We start from the raw sequence: 15,620 nt of genomic DNA on the forward strand, positions 1-15,620 counted from the left end.
GGGATCCAGCTGTCCACCTCACCCTCATGAAGCATTTAATCACTCTTTAGGGTCTGTATGCCGCTTTATCCTCTTTGCCCGATTAGCCGGTGCCATTCTGGCCTTCAGGTTTAGCGAGGGAGTTGGCATGTACGGAGTACCCACCAAGGGGCCACACATCGGTGGCGGCCTCGCCGCCACCGGGGTTGCCGTTCAGTCCTGGTTGCTGGTCGGCGTCGGGCTGGTCGTGCTGGGTCTGGCACTGTGGCTCGTCGCCATGCTGGGCCGCGAGCGATGACAGGTCCCCGACGCGGGTCGTGGCTGCGCGCCGGCGCGGGTGGCCTGATCGGAGTCGCCGTCGCCGTCGCCACCCTCTGGCGGTGGCACGACATCGCCAGCGCGGAGGCCTGGCTGAACGCTCGTCTCGTCAACGCCGTCGGCTTGGCGGACACCAAATCCATCGGGGCGGCCGTGATCTTCCCGCTGGACGAGCGCTGGGTCGGCTTCATGGTCTCCAGCGGCTGTTCGGTCGCCATGCTGCTGATCCCGCCGATCGTGCTCGCGTCGACGTTGATCGGGTTCCGCCGCATCTCACTGACACGTGGACTGAACGCCCTGGCGATGGCCGTCGTGCTGCTCGTCACGGTCAACCAGCTCCGACTCGGCGCAGTGGTGCTCTCGATGCAGACCTGGGGCTTCAAGCTGGGCTACGAACGCAGCCACGTGCTGATCGGCTCAGTGATCACGACCGCCGGTCTGATCGCCGTCACGATCCTCTTCGTGGTCCTGGTCAGCCGGACCAAGCGGATCTCCGGGACGGTCGCCGGTGTCCACTGAGACGCAGTCCCTCGCCCTGCTCAACACGGCGGCGTTCCTGCTGTGCGTCAGCTTCTGCGCGTACGTGCTGAGCATCCTGGTGTTCCACCTGAAGAGCGTGCGTAGTCGGGGCGGCAGCCCGGACAGCTTCGACTGGCACATCATCGTGCCGTGCCGCAACGAGGCGTCGGTCGTCGGCGACACCGTGCGGCGTCTACTGTGCGACTTCCCGCAGGCGACCGTCTGGTGCGTCGACGACGCGTCCGACGACGGCACCCTCACTGAGCTGGCAGCCTTCGCCGACCAGCCGCGGGTGCACGTGGTCCAGCGTCAGCTGCCCGACGCACGGCAGGGCAAGGGCGCCGCGCTCAACGCCGCCTGGCGACGCATCGAGCAGTCGTTGCCCGCCAACGCGGACCGTACGCGCGTGATCGTCGGCGTCCTGGACGCGGACAGCCGACTCGACCCCCAGGGTCCCGTCGCCCTCTCCGGCCGTCAGTACTTCGGCTCGGCGGAGGTCGGCGCCGTGCAGGTGGAGGTGCGGATGCTCCAGTGCGCACCGCGCCGGTACGCGCCGGCGACCGAGGTCAGTGGCTGGGGACGGCTGCTGATCCGACTGCAGGACATGGAGTTCCGCGCCCCGATCGCCGCCATGCAGTCGCTACGTCGGCGCACCGGCAGCGTGGCGATGGGCGGCAACGGGCAGTTCACCCGGCTGTCCCTGCTCAACGAGATCGCCGACCAGCACGGCACACCGTGGCACGGCGCCCTCCTGGAGGACTTCGAGCTGGGCCTGCACATCCTGCTGGCCGGCGGGCGCACCGAGTACTGCCCGGAGAGCTGGGTGGCGCAGGAGGCGTTGACCCGGATCCGCCCGCTGGTGCGGCAGCGCACCCGCTGGGCCCAGGGGTCGATGCAGTGTGGCCGCTATCTGGGCAAGGTGCTGCGCTCGCCGCGAATCCGCAACTCGGCCACCCTGGAGATCGCCCACTTCCTGGCCGCACCGTGGGCCCAACTGCTCGGCACACCGATCTACGTCGCCTGCCTGGTGGTGATGTCGTACTACATCGACAACACCATGGGCGGACTTCGCGGCTGGTGGAGCAGTGGCGGCTGGGGCGTACCCCCGCTGGTGCTCGTCTTCGGCATCGGACCGTTCGCCCTGTGGGGCATCGTCTACCGGATCCGTTGTGAGCCGCAGCTGTCGATGTCCAAGGCCCTGCTGCTCGGTGTCTGCCACTGGCTGTACAGCTACGCCCAGTCGCTGGCGGTCTGGTTGGCCTTCGCCCGCATGCTGACGGCCCGCACGGACTGGCAGAAGACCGCCCGTGCCGGCGATCCGCAGCCCCAACCGGCCCCGGCTCGGGCCGTGGGCCGAGTGGCCGTCGGCCTGACGGCCGTGGGGCGGGCCGCCGTGCCGACCCAGCCGAGCCGGGTGCAACCACCTGCCGACGTTCCTGCTCGGGACCGGGACGGGGGGCGCCGCCGGAAGGGCCGCAGCGACGGACCCCGGTCGATCCGGCCGCCCCGGCACCTCAGTCACCTCACACACCTCACCACCCCCACCACAGACCGCCCCGCAATCGCCCACATCAGAAAGTAGACATCTATGCCACGAGTTAGATCCGGTCTCGCCCGCACCGCCGCGGTGCTGGCCGGTGGCCTCGCCATGGTCGTCCTGGCGGCCTCTCCGGCGATGGCCGACACCTCCCAGTCCTCCGCCTCGGCGCTTCAGATCAGCCTGCTCGGTGGTGGCCTCGCCAGCTCCGGCACGGCGTCGGCCACCAACGACGGCACGACCGAGTCGATCTCCGGTAACCAGAATCCCCCGCTGGCCGTGCTCGGCGCGCAGACCGTCATCACCGCCGGCGTGCTGGGCCAGAGCGTCCGGGCGTTCAACGACGGCACGTCGGCGGCCTGCGCCGGTGTGCTCGGCACCGGCGGCTCGATCACCATCGGCCCCGGTGGATCGTGCCTCGTCACGCCGGGCGCCGCGGTGACCCTGACCCTCGGGACCAGCGGCCTCGCCTCGATCTCACTCGTCGCCGACGCCATCTACTCGTCGTGCACCGCCACCAGCAGCCCGTCGGCGACGGGCACCGCGAGTCTGGTCAACGCCCGGATCGTCTCGACGGTCCTGGGCATCGAGACGACCCTGCTCAGCCTGCCGGCCAACCCGGCGCCGGACACGGGCCTGAGCATCCCGGGGCTTCTCGACCTGACCCTCAACGACCAGTCCAGCTCCGGCGTGGGTCAGCTCACCGTCACGGCGCTGAACCTGACGGCGCTCGGTGGGGCGCTGGCCGGGGTCACCATCGGCACGTCGAGCTGCGGGGCCAACGCGGTCGCGCCCCCCATTCCGGTGATCCCGCTCGCCGGGGCACCGCTCGCGCTCGGTATCGGCGCGCTCGTGGCCGGCACCACCGGCGGGTTCTCGCTCTACCGGCGTCGCCGCGCGGCTGCCCGGAGCTGACCCCCACATGTGTGCGAGCAGGTCGACACCGCGAGAGGTCCTGATCCTGGCCGGCACCAGGCCGGAAGGAGTGAAGACCGCGCCTCTGGTCCGCCGTCTCCTCGATGATCCGAGGTTCACGGTACGGGTGGCGGATACCGGTCAACAGCCGGGACGCGTCGCCGAGGCACTCGCTCCGTTCGGTCTCCGTCCGGAGGTGAGCATGCGCCCGCAACGGCGTACCGGCTCGCTTGCCGAACTGGCGGCAGCACTGATCACGGGAATCGACGAGCTGCTCACACACCACCGTCCAGCGGCGGTCGTGGTGCAAGGGGACACCACGACCGCCCTGGCCGGCGGGACGGCCGCGTTCTGGCGGCACGTCCCGGTCGTCCACCTGGAGGCCGGACTGCGGACCAACGACCTGGACCGGCCGTTCCCGGAGGAGGCCAACCGGGCCATGCTCGCCCGGATCGCCGCACTGCACCTGGCACCCACCCAGGCGGCCAGGGCGAACCTCATCGGTGAGGGCATTCGCTCCGAGGCGATAGTGGTGACCGGCAACACCGTCGTGGACGCCCTCCAGGACCTCGTCGCGCGCGGCACGGCGCAGGCACCGGACTGGGTCGAGCCGGCCCGCAAGCTCGTCGTCGCCACCGTGCACCGCCGGGAGAACTGGGGCCACGGGGTCGCCGCCACAGTGGACGGGCTTCGCCGCTTGGCACGCGCGTGCCCCGACGTTCAGATCGTCATGGTCACCCATCCGAATCCGCAGCTCAGCGCGGAGGTCACCGCGGGCTTCGCGGGAATCACCAATGCCCGGGTCACGCCGCCGCTGCCCTATCCGCAGATGGTCGGGCTGCTACGCGCAGCCGACCTGGTCGTCACCGACTCGGGCGGGCTCCAGGAGGAGGCCGCCACACTGGGGGTGCCGTTGCTGGTCACCAGGGACACCACGGAACGTCCGGAGGCCCTGACGCCGGGCCGCGGCGAGCTGGTGGGCACCGACCCCGAACGGCTCCTGTCGGCCGGGCTGCGCCACCTCGCCAGCGGTCGGGCCGCCGTCGTCGATTCGCCGTTCGGCGACGGGCGGGCGAGTGACCGCTCCGTCGTCGCCCTTGCGGGGCTCCTGAACGTTCCGGCCCGTCGTGTCGTGCAGCGTCGCCGCGCCGCCGCTGCCGTCACCTGAACCCTGACCGATAGGGACAATCAACCCAAAATCCGGACAAAGCTCTTTGACCCACTGATAATTGGCACATCGATCGGCAGCGCTCCGATCTGTCGTCCGAACAGTTCAGTGATCAGAGGAGTCGTCAGGTGCAGGCGAGGTTAAACGAGCAGCGTTCCGCGACGCTGCAGGGCAGATACTCCGCCCAGCACAACGCCTTCGGCGTACTTCGGCTGGCGATGGCGTGCGGCGTGATCATCGCGCACGCCGGCCCGCTCGGCTTCGGCCAGCACAACCTCGGGGCGGCCACCTTCGGCCGGCAGAGCGACCTCGGCACCATGTGCCTGTACGGATTCTTCCTGATCTCCGGATTCCTCATCACCGACAGCGCCCTGCGCTCCACGCTGCGCCAGTACGTCCGCGCCCGCGTACTGCGGGTCTTCCCCGGGTTGTGGGCCTGCCTGCTGGTCACCGCGTTCGTCTTCGCGCCGCTGGCGGCGCTGTACGAGAACGGCAACCTCGACGGGTTCTGGGGGCACCCCGAGGGGCCCTTCGACTACGTCACGACGAACTTCCTCGCCTCGATGGAGCAGTTCCCCATCTCCGGGCTGCTGGCCGACACCCCGTACGGCCTGATCGTCGGCGGACCGAGCGCGTTCGACGGCTCACTGTGGACTCTGCGGTACGACCTGGCGTTCTACGGCATCGTCGCCATCCTCGTGCTGACCTCGGTGCTGCACCGGGCCCCTCGTGCGGTGCTCGTCCTGACCGCCATCTGTTACGCCCTGATCCTGCGGGACTTCTTCACGGCACCGACCTGGAGCTCCCGCCCGCCGCAACACGGTGCGATCGGGCCGTTCCCGCTGCTCGGCGCGTTCGCCGCCGACTGGACGCTGATGCTCGGCTTCCTGTTCCTGCTCGGCGCCGCCGCCCGCCTGTACGCACACCGGATTCCGGTGACCAGGGAGCTGGCCGTGCTGGCCGGCGTCGCGCTGGTCGGCTCGCTCTGGCTGGGCGGCTTCTTCGCTGTGGGTCTGCCGGCGTTCGCCTACCTGGTGCTCTTCGCGGCCGTCGCGCTGCCGAAGCGGCTGTCCGGCATCAGCCGCCGACATGACTACACGTACGGCATCTACATCTACGGCTTCCCCGTGCAGCAGATGATCGCCCTGCTCGGCGGAACCCGGTTCGGGATGCTCGGCTACATCGTGCTGAGCCTGCTCGGCGCCCTCCTGTTCGCCGTCGGATCCTGGCACCTGGTGGAACGTCCCGCCCTCGGGTTCAAGACCGGCAGCGGGCGCGCACGGCACCGGCGCGCGGGCCGCGCCACCAGCGCACGCCCCGTGCTGATTCCCAGCCCGGTGACCGTCGCGGGAGCCGAGGCGCGCACCGGCGCCAGCGGCACCGGCCGGCACAAGGCCGGTGCCCGGCACAGCCGCTCGACGAAGAACACCCCGGCCGCGGCGTCCACACCTCGTCGCGCCAAGCGGCACAACCAGACGGCGGCGTCGTTCCTGGCGATCCCGGAACGGACCAGGAAGGACCTTCCGTTCGAGCCGGTGAAGACACCCACCTCGCACACCCGATCGGGCCGGTCGCACCGCGCTCCGACCACCTCGACGACTCCACCCCGCTGATCGCGATGGGGCCGGAGCCAACGCGGCTCCGGCCCCACCACCGTCCGCAGGGGCGGCGGGCCGGCCGACTCAGGCCGAGAAGTTGCGGAACAGCAGGGACGCCAGGCCGAGCGCCAACGCCAGGTTGAACACTGTGGCACTGGCGAACACCGCCACCGGTCGCCAGCCCGCCTCCCGCAGCGACGCGACCCGGACCTCCAGACCGATGCTGACGAAGGCCAGGATCAGGAACCAGACGCGCAGGTCGTTGACGATGGCGATGGTGGCCTTGCCGTCCGCACCGGCCCCGTCGAGGTACCAGGTGGCGATGACCGAGGCCGCGATGAAGCCGAGGACGAACTTCGGGAACCGCGTCCACAGCTCACCGAGGCCCGGTCGGGCCGCGCCGGGCCGTCGTTCCACCCGCAGCGTGAAGTACGCGGTCAGCGCGACCGCGACCACACCCATCAGGGCGTTCTGGGTGACCTTGACGATGCTGGCGATCTGGAGCGCCTCCTCACCGGCGAGGGCTCCCGCGGCGGTGACGGCGGCGGTGGTGTCGATGTTGCCACCGATCCAGGCGCCGGCCACCGCGTCGGAGAGCCCGAACACGTCGGCCAACCAGGGCAGGATGAAGATGGACGGCAGCGCGAAGACGATGACCAGACTCGCCGTGTAGGCCAACTGCTCACGACGCGCCCGCACCGCACCGGCGGCGGCGATCGCCGCGCTGACCCCACAGATCGACACCGCCGACGCGAGCAGCGCCCGCAGCTTGTCGTCGAGGCCGAACCTGCCGGCCAACCACCAGGTGAACAGGAAGACCCCGCTGATCAGCAGGATCGCCTGGGCGATCGCCGGTCCGGCGGCGCTGGCGATGACGGCCAGGTTGATCGACGCCCCCAGCAGCACCAGACCCGTCTTGATGAAGAACTCGGTCCGGAACGCGGCGGCGATCCGGTCCCGCCACCCGAGCACCGTGACGGCGACGTTGCCGAGCAGGCCGAGCAGGATCGCGTAGACCGGGTACTCGATCGCCGCCCCGATGTCCTCGACGGCCGTGCCCTCGGCCCAGGCCGGGACGTTCTGCTCCAGGTAGCGGGTGAACGCGGCGAGACCGACCACGATCAGCAGACCGAGCGCCGTCCAGGCCCAGAACGCCCCGTCACGCGCCACGCTCGTCGGCTCCACCGGATCGGCGGTGGTCGCCGAACTGGCGGGCTCGACCAGGTCGTCGGCCTGCGCGTCGTCAGCGCGGGTGGCGTCGTCGACACCGGTGGCGTCGGCCGTGTCGGCCTCACTGCCCGTGCGGGTCGCGTCGGCGGTCATCAGGGCACCAGCCCGGCGGGGATGGCACCGAGCAGGACCAGCGCGAGCAGGGCCAGGCCGAGGATGGTCGCCACCCAGTCCTCGTTGAACGCGAGCCGGGACTCGCCGGCCGTCGGTGGGGTGGGCGGTGACTGGTCGGATGTCATGGCGTACTCCATGGTTGTGAACCGATCCGGCGGTGCCGGATCGGTCGGGCGTGCGGTGACGAGCGTGCGGAGCCGCGCCGGTGAGCGGAGGTCACGAGCCGACGCGCGATCCGGCCGTGCGGCCGGAGGAGGAGTGCGGTGCTGCGGTGCTCAGTGGGTGGTCGGTGCGCCCGGACAGAGCTCACTGGCGGTCCGCATCAGGTCGACGACCCGACGCGAGGTGAGGAACGGACCAACCGGCATTCCCATATTTTCCTACCGACACGATAGGAATTCAAGACCGTTGACGGGGATTCTCGCCACCTAGGACGGTGCCGGAGCCAACGCCGGCTCCGGCACCGTCGCTACGCCCGAACCGCTATGAGGTCGGGTACTGGGTCAGGTAGACCGGAGCGCCGACCCTGGTCATGTCGGCCGCGTCACCGACACCGTTGACCACGTGGTCGATCGTTCCGGCGCTGAGGTTGACGGTCATGATGTGGTGCAGCCGCACCCCCGGTCGGTTCGGCACCTCGAAGCCGTTCTCGGTGTGGATCGACGGGTTGTTCTGGTTGAAGACGTACACCCCGCCGCCGTACAGGGTGTGGTGACGCACCCGGTCACCGACCTTGTACCCGGCCCAGCCCTCGACCGCGCCGTTCATCCAGTCGGCCTGCGTCGGCGGGTCGTACGGCAGCTCGTTCTGGTAGAGGATCGTGGTGCCGTGCTCGCCGTTCCAGACCGTGTTGTAGCGCTGGAAGTGCTCGACGAACAGGCCGGTCGCGGTCACGTGGTCGCCGTTGATGACGGCGCCGTACCGACCGGTGTTGGTACGCCAGCGGTCGGTGTCACCGTTGACACCCTCGGTGAAGCCCTCCACGCCGTGATCGCCGCGCCACACCCACGTGTGGTCGATGAGCACGTTGTCGCTGTTGACCTCCAGCGCGGTGTTCGTCCGCCCGATGTGCGGGCCGCCGACCCGGAAGTACACGTCGGACAGCGTGGTCGGGTTGCGCGGGTTGCTCGCGTCGCGGCCGTGCTGGCGTCCGACCCGCAACAGGACCGGCGACTCGACGGTGCCGGCGTCGATCGTGACACCGGCGACGATCACCCCGGGGACATCTGCCACGTCCAGCGGGATCGCGCCGTTCACGGCGGTGAGCGTGGCGTGCCCGATACCGAGCACCACGGTGTCCGGCCGCCTGACCTCGATGCTGCGGGCGATGTCGTACGTGCCGGGGGTGAGCAGCAGGTGCTTGCCGCGCGCCAACTGGCTGTTGATGACCCGTACCGAGTCGGACGGCTTGGCGATGAAGAAGTCCCCGATCCCGATGGTCCGCCCCGGCGTCATGCCGTCGGCCCAGGAGACGCCCCGGCTGTCGCGCTGCGCGGCGGGCACCCGTACCTGGTAGCGACCCTTGCCGTCGACGAAGAGGTACGGCTTCTCCCGGCTGACCGGGGTCGTCTCCAGGGTGGTGTACGGCGGATCGGGGAACGTGGCGTCGTCAGGCGCGCCCTCGACCCCCGCGAACACCTGGTTCCACACCGCGTTGGACCAGCCGCCGACCTCGCTGTTGCGGGTCAACCACTGTTGCTGTGAGCCGTTCGTGGTCGCGGGCAGCCGCGAGTCGGCGATGAACCCGCCGCTGGCGTACTGCGGGCCGGCGGTGCAGTAGTCCATCAGCGACAGACCGCCGCCGCCGATGTTGAGCCGGCGCATCGACACCGCCTGGGACACCGCCCAGAAGTTCGCCGACGACCGGCAGCCGTCCTGACCGGCCGCGTTGATCGTGAGCGAGAGGTTGGACAGGGTGCGCCAGAAGTTGACAAGCGCGAGGCAGTTGCCGGTGCCGCCGTCGGCCAGGCAGCGGTTGTAGACCTCGAGTTTGCCGTTGATCGCGACGTCGGTGGGCGAGGCGCCCAGGCCGGACACCTCGGTGTAGTAGCCGACCTTGGCCTGCAACGGCTGCTCGGCCGTGCCGTACGTGCCCGGCTTGAACAGGTAGGCGTGCCGCGCGGTGCCCATCTCGTTGTCGACCTGCCGGGCGTGCGCCGCGTCGAGGGTCTGCTGGATCTCGCCGACCGGCATCGACGGGTCGAAGATCGTCACGTTCGGACCGAAGTCGGGTGCGCCGTGCGTCGGGCGGCCGGCGGTGGCCGCCGTGCTGGTCATCGTGGTGGCGGTGGTCAACACCAGGGCGAGCAGGAGGGTGCGACCGGATCTCCGACGCACGGCTGGGGACGGGGCTGTCATGTGGTTCGTCCTCTCCGCTGGCCGGACGTGTTCCCCGGCACAGCTGGGGGCTGTGAGAGCGCTCTCTGACCCTTGCCGCCGGAGGTTGGGCCGGACCGGAAGGGGTTGACATGTTTCTACCCGTTAATCCGTCCGCACGCCACGAGCGCCGCACCGCGAATGTTGGCGAGCCGCACGCACGCGGTACGGCGACGGTACGAAAAGGGAACACCGCGCTGGTCTGCTCGGCCCATGCGAGTACCCGGAACACCCGGAGCCCTCCGGCCCGGTCGGCGGGCGATCGTCGTCATCGTCACCCTCGCCGTGGCACTGCCGTTGGCCGCGTCGTCGATCGCCGGAGCCCGGCCCGGCTCGACGTCGGCCCGAACGGCGCCGATCAGCACACCGTCAACCGACCCGGCACCGGCCGGACCCGTCGGGGCCGAGGATCGGCGGATCCTCATCCGCGCCGAGTCACTTCTCACCCGGGAGTGCATGATCCGCGCCGGATTCCAGATGTGGCTGGGCACGTCGCCACCCGCCGATGAGCTGCTCTCCTTCCCGTACGTCGTCGACGACGTCGCGTGGGCGCGGAAGCACGGTTTCGGCTCGGACCTGGTGGAGGCGGTCGACGCCCGCCGGCGCGCCGACCCCAACCAGCGCTACGTCAGCGGCCTGTCCCCCGAGCGCCGGGAGGCGTTCCTGGCCGCGCTCAACGGCGCCCGCCCGGAAGGGCTGGAGGCGCGGCTCCCCTCCGGCGGCGTGATGCGGCGCAGCGCCGAGGGGTGCACGTCAGAGGCGCAGCGACTGCTCTACGGCGACCTGGCCGAGTGGTACCGGTCGAGCAAGGTGGTCGCCGACCTGACGTACCTGCGGCAGCGGCGGGTCCTCGCCGATCCCGCCTGGACGGCCGCGCTCCGGCCCTGGGCGCGGTGCCTGCGGCAACAGGGGTACGCCGCGGACACTCCCGAGCGGTTGCGGGAGAGCGTCGGCACCCGGGGGCGGGCGCACGAGATCGCCGCGGCGGTCGCCGAGGCGCGGTGCGCCCAGAACGGCCTCGCCGCGGCGACACGGGCGCTGGACGCCCGCCACGGCGACGAGCTGACGGCCGCGTACCACCAGGACGTGGCGGCCAGGAACCGGCTGGAGCACGGGGCTCTCCCCCGGGCCCGGGCCATGGCCGCCGCCGAGCACGAATGAACGCCGAGGCGATGGTCGCCCGGCGAGAAGGAGGACGAGATGAGACGTATCCACCTGGTCATGGCGGGGGGCGCGATGCTCGCCACGCTGCTGTCCGGCACGCCGGCGGCCGCCTCCCCCGCGCAACCCGGGCCGGCCGGGTCGGCCAGCCAGGCTGCGCCGTCGGACCGCGACGGCCGGGCTGAGCGGGTCGACGTGCCCCGGAGAACCCCGTCGGACGGCGTGCGAACGGCGGCAGCGGCTGACGGCTACTTCTACGCCTACGAGCACGCCTGGTGGGGTGGCCGCTGGTGCGCCTGGGCGGGCAACGCCAGAAACTGGATCAACCCGGGCGGCGCCGCCACGACCGGCCAGTGGGGCTGCGGCGGCGACTACGGCTTCGACGACATCGCCACGTCGGTCTGGAACAACGGGGTCCCCCACACCTACGACGCGGTACGGATGCACGCCGGGACGTTCCTGAGCGGATCCAGCATGTGCCTCTCCCGCGGCGACTACTGGGCTGACTTCACCCTCGGCTATCAGTCGTTCAGGGACGGCACCCCCGCCGACAACCAGATCAGCTCGCACTACTGGGGCGTCTCCTGCGTATGACGGCCAGCCGGGCGGGGGCCATCCAGCCCTCGCCCGGCACCACCGTTTTCAGCGGGAGACATCCCCGGACAGCAGGGCGCGGTGCAGTTCGCGTAGCTCCCGTCCCGGTTCGATGGCGAGCTGCGCCGACAACTCGGCCCGCCAGTCCCGGTAGACACCCAGGCCGTCGGCCGTACGTCCACTGTGGTGCAGCGCCAGCATCAGCTGTCCGCGCAGCCGCTCTCGGAACGGGTGCCGGCGTACCAACGTGATCAGCTCACCGATCACCTGCGGGTGGTGGCCCAGGTCCAACCGCACGGCCATCCGCTGCTCGATCGCGGCGAGCCGCGCCTCCTCCAGGTGCGCCGCCTCCGCGTCGGTCAGCTCCTCGGTGCCGTCGGCCAACGCCGGCCCGCGCCACCAGCCGAGAGCCGCCGTCAACACGGCTGACGCCTCGGCCGGCCGGCCCGCGTCGCGCAGCACAGCGGCCCGTCGCACCTCGTCGACGAACCGGTCGAGGTCCAGCTCACCTGCCTCCAACCGGACCGCGTAACCGTCGCGCCAGGAGCGGATGCGGTCGGCCCCGAGCGCCGCGCGCAGCTCGGAGACCCGCTTGCGCAGTTGGGTACGCGCCGTCGCCGGTGGCTGCTCGGCCCAGAGCAGGCGTACCAGCCGGCCCACCGGCACCATCCGGCCGCGTGCCAGCAGCAGCGCCGCCAGCACCGAGCGCTGCTGTGGGCCCGCCAGGCGCACCGGCTGACCGGCGCGGACGGCCTCGATCGGCCCCAGAATACGAAACTCCAGCTGCGTCACCTGCTCCTCCTCATCCCCGGAGCACCGTCGCAGCGGCCATCGTCGAAGCGCTGTCATCGCGCTGTCACGCGCCCCGCATCTGGGTGATCACCCTGCGTCAACGACGACACCGCCGTGTCGGACCGTCGTGTTACCGTCGCTGTCGGTCGACGTCGCGAGGCGTCTGGTCGGCCGATGCTGGGGGCCGTTGTGGAGTGGGATTTCGCCGTGCTCGGCACGCTGCGCGTCGCTCGACACGGCCGCCCGATCCCCGTCCCGGCCAACCGCCAGCGAGCATTGCTGGCCACGCTCCTGCTCAACCGGGGCGAGACGGTGAGCGTCCCCACGCTTGTTGACCGGGTCTGGGGCACCGGGGCGCCCGCCCACGCGCGCGCCGCGCTGCACTCGCTGGTTCGGCGGCTGCGCAGCACCTTGACCATCGAGGGCCCCCCGGGTGAGCTGATCGAGACGCGCGCCGGCGGTTACCTCCTGGAGCTTCCCCCGGCCGCCCTCGACCTCTCCCGCTTCGACGCGCTCGTGGCGGCCGGCCACACCGCCGACCCACGACGCCGAGCCGACCTGCTCCGGGAAGCGCTGGCGCTGTGGCGCGGCGAGCCGTTGACGGATGTCGACTCCGAGGTGCTGCACCGCGAGGACGTGCCGGCGCTGAGCGAGCGGTGGGCGCGCGCCGCCGAGGTCTATTTCGACACTGAGCTCACCCTCGGTCGGCACGCCGAAATCCTCGCGGAGCTACGGCGGGCGACCAGGCGCAGCCCGCTGCGCGAGGGGCTGTGGGCGCAGCTGATGCTCGCGCTGTATCGCGACGGACGGCAGGCCGAAGCCCTCGACGCCTTCCGCCGGCTCGCCGCGATCCTCGCCGAGGAGCTGGGCGTCGACCCCGGGCCGGCGGTGCGGGAGCTGCGCGACGGCGTGCTTCGCGCCGACCCCGCGCTGAGTTGGCGACCACCTCCGGCGGCGGCCAGGGCGACCCCCGCGGTGCCACCGATGTCGTTGCTCCCGGCCGATATCGGCGTGCTGCACGGCCGAGTCGCGACAGTCGAGGCCATCCGGCGCTCCATCGTCGCCGCCGCCAGCGAGGGTCGCCTACCCCTGGTGTCCGTGTCGGGCGCTCCGGGCATCGGAAAGACGGCCCTCGCCGTCCACCTGGGTCACCGACTCGCAGACGAGTTCCCCGACGGCCAGTGGTACGTGCGGCTGCGCGGCCAGCACAGGAATCAGGCCCGCCCCTTCGACGTCCTGTCCGAGCTGCTCACCTACTCGGGCGTGCCCCCAGCAGCCCAACCGGCCACCACCGACGCCCGTGCCGCCGCGTTACGGGCGGCGCTGGCCGGTCGCCGCGTCCTCATCGTCCTGGACGACGCTGCCTCGGCGGAGCAGGTCGAGCCGCTGCTGCCGGGCGCCGGCGGATGCGCGGTGATCGTGACCAGCCGGAGCACGCTCGGCGCGCTGGTGGCGCTGCACGGCGGGCGGGCCGTCGGTCTCGACCCGCTCAGCCCGGATGCCGCGGCCGACCTGCTCATCGCGGTGTTCCAGGACCACGGGTTCACGGTGGCGCCGGATGTCGTCCACGACCTTGCCGCGCTCTGCGGAAATCTCCCGCTGGCGTTGCGGATCGCGGCGGCCAACCTGTCCACGACCGGTCCGGACGACGCCCGAGCGTACGTGCGGCGACTGCGGGACGGAGACCGGCTCGGCGGCCTCTCGGTGCCCGGCGACCCCCGAGTGGCGCTGCGCGCTGCGATCACACCGTCCTATCAACGGCTCGGCGGTGCCGAGCGGCGGGCGCTGCGACTGCTCGGGTCGACCCCCACCGACTGCTTCACCACCGAGGATCTGGCTGCGCTGGCGGACGTCGACTGGTCCACGGCCGACGCCATGCTGCGCACCCTGACCAGCAGCCACCTGGTCCGCCCCGCCGCCCAGGGCGGTCGGTTCGTGACCCACGACCTCATCCGCCTGTACGCGGCAGAGCAGTCCCAGCACGAGGACACCGTCGACCAGCGCGCCGAAGCCCTGGGGCGGCTGTTCCACGGGTACCTGGCCATCGCCGACGCGCTGGCGCGGCGCAACTACCCCCGGATGGCGTTCCTCCCCCGACCCGCCGGCTCGGTCCGACGCACGGCGGTGGCCGCGCAACCCGAGCAGCCGAGCTGGTTCCACGCCGAGTACGCCAATCTGCTCAGCGCGATCCGGCACGTGGCACAGCACGGCCCACGTGAGATCGCCTGGCACCTCGCCGACCGGATGCGCGGCTACCTCCAGGAGACCGGGGCACACGGCGAATGGCGCGAGGTCGTCGAGTTGGGTCTGGCTCAGGCCCAACGTGAGGGCGACGACCCGGGGGTGGCCGCGATGCAGTCGAGTCTGGCGACACTGAGCGCCAGCCGGGCCGACTACGCCGACGCGCGGCGGCGGTTCCAGACGGCTCTGACCATCCAGCTGCGTCTGGGCAACCGTGCCGGGCAGGCGTCCATTCTCAACAACCTGGGCATCGTGCACCGGGAGGAGGGTCAGCTGACCGAGGCGGGCGAGTGCTACGCGCAGGCGCTGCGGCTTTACCGCGAGGTGGGCAACCGGCACGCCGAGTGGAGCTGCCTGGGCAACCTCGGCGTCGTGCAGTTGGAGCTGGGCCAGGTGCACGACGCCGTCCGGGCCCAGCAGGCGGCGATGGAGGGTTACACGTCCCTCGAGGTCGCCGAGCAGCCGCTCAACGACATCGCCAACGTCCTGCACAACCTCGCGGTCGGTGTGCGCGCGCTCGGCCGGCCCGGCCTGGCGGTGCTGCACCTCACCCGGGCCGTGGTGCTCCGTCGACAGGTGGGCAACCGCTACGGCGTCGCGACTGACCTTGACCAGCTCGCCGCCGCGTACGTCGACCTCGGCTACCACGCCAAGGCGCACGGCCTCGCCCAGGAGTGTCTGAGCATCGCCCGGGCGATCGGTCGACGCCGGGTCGAGGCGGAGGCCCTGGCTACCCTCGGCACCGCCACGCTCGGCCTGCACGGCCCGGCATCGGCACTGGAGTTGCTGCACCAGGCGTTGCGGCTGGGCCGGGAGATCGGTTACCGCCGGGCCGAGGTCAACGCGCACCTCGGCCTGGCCGGCGCGTACCGGGCGGCCGACCGGCACCAGGAGGCGGCGCGGCACGCCCGGATGGCCGAACAACTCGCCGACGCGGCCCAGCACCACCTGCTGGCCCGGCAGGCCCGTGCTCTGCTCGGCGACGCCGAGCCGGTGCCGCTGCTGCGATCGGCCGGCTGAACACCGGTGCGGCGGCGACCGGCGGACACGCTCCGGGTCGGCCTCGGGTCGGAGCCGC

General features: G+C 71.4%; 13 protein-coding genes. 9 read left to right on the forward strand and 4 right to left on the reverse strand.

Annotation, left to right across the window (positions count from 1 at the left end):
- Positions 1 to 127: 127 nt before the first annotated feature.
- The 6 genes from ACQP0U_RS17625 to ACQP0U_RS17650 all read left to right on the forward strand — a co-directional run bounded on the left by ACQP0U_RS17625 (position 128) and on the right by ACQP0U_RS17650 (position 6,049).
- On the forward strand, positions 128 to 277 hold the full coding sequence (locus ACQP0U_RS17625) for a peptidase (protein ID WP_088989215.1): 150 nt from the start codon (positions 128 to 130) through the stop codon (positions 275 to 277).
- Entirely contained in the window at positions 274 to 816 is a 543-nt protein-coding gene (locus tag ACQP0U_RS17630) for a hypothetical protein (RefSeq protein ID WP_433308355.1), read from the forward strand. Before ACQP0U_RS17625 ends, ACQP0U_RS17630 begins: the two co-directional genes overlap by 4 nt.
- The gene (locus ACQP0U_RS17635; protein WP_433308357.1) at positions 806 to 2,398 is read left to right on the forward strand and encodes a glycosyltransferase; all 1,593 of its coding nucleotides are present in this window, start codon (positions 806 to 808) and stop codon (positions 2,396 to 2,398) included. The genes ACQP0U_RS17630 and ACQP0U_RS17635 overlap by 11 nt, the downstream gene beginning before the upstream one ends.
- 6 nt (positions 2,399 to 2,404) lie before the next feature.
- Positions 2,405 to 3,268, forward strand: a complete 864-nt coding sequence (locus tag ACQP0U_RS17640; RefSeq protein WP_433308359.1) for a choice-of-anchor P family protein — start codon at positions 2,405 to 2,407, stop codon at positions 3,266 to 3,268.
- A 7-nt stretch (positions 3,269 to 3,275) separates the two neighbouring features.
- Positions 3,276 to 4,436: a non-hydrolyzing UDP-N-acetylglucosamine 2-epimerase gene (gene wecB, locus ACQP0U_RS17645; RefSeq protein ID WP_433308361.1), complete on the forward strand. Its 1,161-nt coding sequence runs from the start codon at positions 3,276 to 3,278 to the stop codon at positions 4,434 to 4,436.
- 128 nt (positions 4,437 to 4,564) lie between these two features.
- Positions 4,565 to 6,049, forward strand: a complete 1,485-nt coding sequence (locus tag ACQP0U_RS17650) for an acyltransferase family protein (RefSeq protein ID WP_433308363.1) — start codon at positions 4,565 to 4,567, stop codon at positions 6,047 to 6,049.
- Between the two features lie 69 nt (positions 6,050 to 6,118).
- On the opposite strand, the gene ACQP0U_RS17655 is transcribed toward ACQP0U_RS17650, so the two are convergent.
- The 3 genes from ACQP0U_RS17655 to ACQP0U_RS17665 all read right to left on the reverse strand — a co-directional run bounded on the left by ACQP0U_RS17655 (position 6,119) and on the right by ACQP0U_RS17665 (position 9,736).
- Positions 6,119 to 7,357 (reverse strand): YeiH family protein, encoded by a 1,239-nt coding sequence (locus ACQP0U_RS17655; RefSeq protein ID WP_433308365.1) that lies wholly within the window; start codon positions 7,355 to 7,357, stop codon positions 6,119 to 6,121.
- A complete protein-coding gene (locus ACQP0U_RS17660) occupies positions 7,357 to 7,503 on the reverse strand; it encodes a hypothetical protein (RefSeq protein ID WP_433308367.1) in 147 nt (48 codons plus the stop codon). Before ACQP0U_RS17660 ends, ACQP0U_RS17655 begins: the two co-directional genes overlap by 1 nt.
- Positions 7,504 to 7,861: 358 nt before the next feature.
- The gene (locus ACQP0U_RS17665) at positions 7,862 to 9,736 is read right to left on the reverse strand and encodes an adenylyl cyclase (RefSeq protein WP_433308369.1); all 1,875 of its coding nucleotides are present in this window, start codon (positions 9,734 to 9,736) and stop codon (positions 7,862 to 7,864) included.
- A gap of 231 nt (positions 9,737 to 9,967) precedes the next feature.
- Between ACQP0U_RS17665 and ACQP0U_RS17670 the strand changes: the two genes are divergently transcribed.
- Together ACQP0U_RS17670 and ACQP0U_RS17675 are read left to right on the forward strand one after the other, a co-directional pair.
- Entirely contained in the window at positions 9,968 to 10,915 is a 948-nt protein-coding gene (locus tag ACQP0U_RS17670; RefSeq protein ID WP_433308371.1) for a hypothetical protein, read from the forward strand.
- 39 nt (positions 10,916 to 10,954) lie between these two features.
- Positions 10,955 to 11,509 (forward strand): hypothetical protein, encoded by a 555-nt coding sequence (locus tag ACQP0U_RS17675; protein WP_433308373.1) that lies wholly within the window; start codon positions 10,955 to 10,957, stop codon positions 11,507 to 11,509.
- A gap of 48 nt (positions 11,510 to 11,557) precedes the next feature.
- Here ACQP0U_RS17675 and ACQP0U_RS17680 read toward each other — a convergent pair whose 3' ends face one another.
- Entirely contained in the window at positions 11,558 to 12,301 is a 744-nt protein-coding gene (locus ACQP0U_RS17680) for an AfsR/SARP family transcriptional regulator (RefSeq protein WP_433308375.1), read from the reverse strand.
- A 174-nt stretch (positions 12,302 to 12,475) separates the two neighbouring features.
- Between ACQP0U_RS17680 and ACQP0U_RS17685 the strand changes: the two genes are divergently transcribed.
- A complete protein-coding gene (locus ACQP0U_RS17685) occupies positions 12,476 to 15,562 on the forward strand; it encodes a BTAD domain-containing putative transcriptional regulator (RefSeq protein ID WP_433308377.1) in 3,087 nt (1,028 codons plus the stop codon).
- Positions 15,563 to 15,620: the final 58 nt, after the last annotated feature.

The organism is Micromonospora sp. CA-269861, assembly GCF_050948505.1.
In the GTDB taxonomy this organism is placed as follows: domain Bacteria; phylum Actinomycetota; class Actinomycetes; order Mycobacteriales; family Micromonosporaceae; genus Micromonospora.

What these genes read in the sequence shown, in the direction of transcription:
- ACQP0U_RS17660 (WP_433308367.1), bottom strand. Translation starts at nt 7,503, where the DNA reads ATGACATCCGACCAGTCACCGCCCACCCCACCGACGGCCGGCGAGTCC.
- ACQP0U_RS17665 (WP_433308369.1), bottom strand. Translation starts at nt 9,736, where the DNA reads ATGACAGCCCCGTCCCCAGCCGTGCGTCGGAGATCCGGTCGCACCCTC.
- ACQP0U_RS17655 (WP_433308365.1), bottom strand. Translation starts at nt 7,357, where the DNA reads ATGACCGCCGACGCGACCCGCACGGGCAGTGAGGCCGACACGGCCGAC.
- ACQP0U_RS17670 (WP_433308371.1), top strand. Translation starts at nt 9,968, where the DNA reads ATGCGAGTACCCGGAACACCCGGAGCCCTCCGGCCCGGTCGGCGGGCG.
- ACQP0U_RS17630 (WP_433308355.1), top strand. Translation starts at nt 274, where the DNA reads ATGACAGGTCCCCGACGCGGGTCGTGGCTGCGCGCCGGCGCGGGTGGC.
- ACQP0U_RS17625 (WP_088989215.1), top strand. Translation starts at nt 128, where the DNA reads ATGTACGGAGTACCCACCAAGGGGCCACACATCGGTGGCGGCCTCGCC.
- ACQP0U_RS17640 (WP_433308359.1), top strand. Translation starts at nt 2,405, where the DNA reads ATGCCACGAGTTAGATCCGGTCTCGCCCGCACCGCCGCGGTGCTGGCC.
- ACQP0U_RS17685 (WP_433308377.1), top strand. Translation starts at nt 12,476, where the DNA reads ATGCTGGGGGCCGTTGTGGAGTGGGATTTCGCCGTGCTCGGCACGCTG.
- ACQP0U_RS17675 (WP_433308373.1), top strand. Translation starts at nt 10,955, where the DNA reads ATGAGACGTATCCACCTGGTCATGGCGGGGGGCGCGATGCTCGCCACG.
- wecB (WP_433308361.1), top strand. Translation starts at nt 3,276, where the DNA reads ATGTGTGCGAGCAGGTCGACACCGCGAGAGGTCCTGATCCTGGCCGGC.